Below are 569 nucleotides of genomic sequence, written 5' to 3'. Positions count from 1 at the left end.
AATGTTCTTCAAATCATTCTTACCACAAAATGAAAAAGCTGTAAAAGAGTTTGGAAGTAAGATATGAATCAAATATAGGATATATACACAATGATTTATTATCAATTACTAAATATACATGGGGTAACTTAAACCTTAGAAAAGAACCGAATACTCAATCAAATGTAATAACTACAATACCAAAAGAATCTAGAGTAGAAGTTATAGAAAATATAGGAGATTGGAGCAATATAATATATAATGACATAGAAGGTTATGTATTTAATTACTTTTTATCCGATGATGGAAATAAACATGATGTACTAGATTATAAAATTTGTAAATCAAAATAATATAAAAAGTCCTACAAATAATTTATTAGTAACTGATTTAAAAAATAAATATACTTATGTTTTTAAAAAGAACAATAATAATTGGGTTCAGATATATAAATGGAAATGTACCGTTGGAAAACCCAGTACTCCAACTATAACAGGAATTTTTTATATAGATGGAAGAAAACTATATTTTGGAACGGATGAGTATAGGGTTAAATATGCAACTCGTATAAAGGATGGATATTACTATCA

The 569-nt window shown here is 25.1% G+C and carries 2 protein-coding genes; both read left to right on the top strand.

All coding sequences use genetic code 11. From position 1 onward, the window contains the following. The first annotated feature begins 50 nt into the window (after positions 1–50). Positions 51–332 carry an SH3 domain-containing protein gene (locus AZI32_RS18600; protein ID WP_061997195.1) on the top strand — a complete coding sequence of 94 codons (282 nt, stop codon included), beginning with the start codon at positions 51–53 and terminating at the stop codon, positions 330–332. After that, on the top strand, positions 307–569 hold a 263-nt coding region (locus AZI32_RS18595), incomplete at its 3' end, for a L,D-transpeptidase (RefSeq protein WP_157450991.1). The genes AZI32_RS18600 and AZI32_RS18595, both read left to right, overlap by 26 nt.

It is taken from the genome of Clostridium sp. ATCC 25772, assembly GCF_001573875.1.
Taxonomy (GTDB): Bacteria; Bacillota; Clostridia; order Clostridiales; family Clostridiaceae; genus Clostridium_J; species Clostridium_J senegalense.
This window is presented reverse-complemented; position numbering and strand designations above follow the sequence as displayed.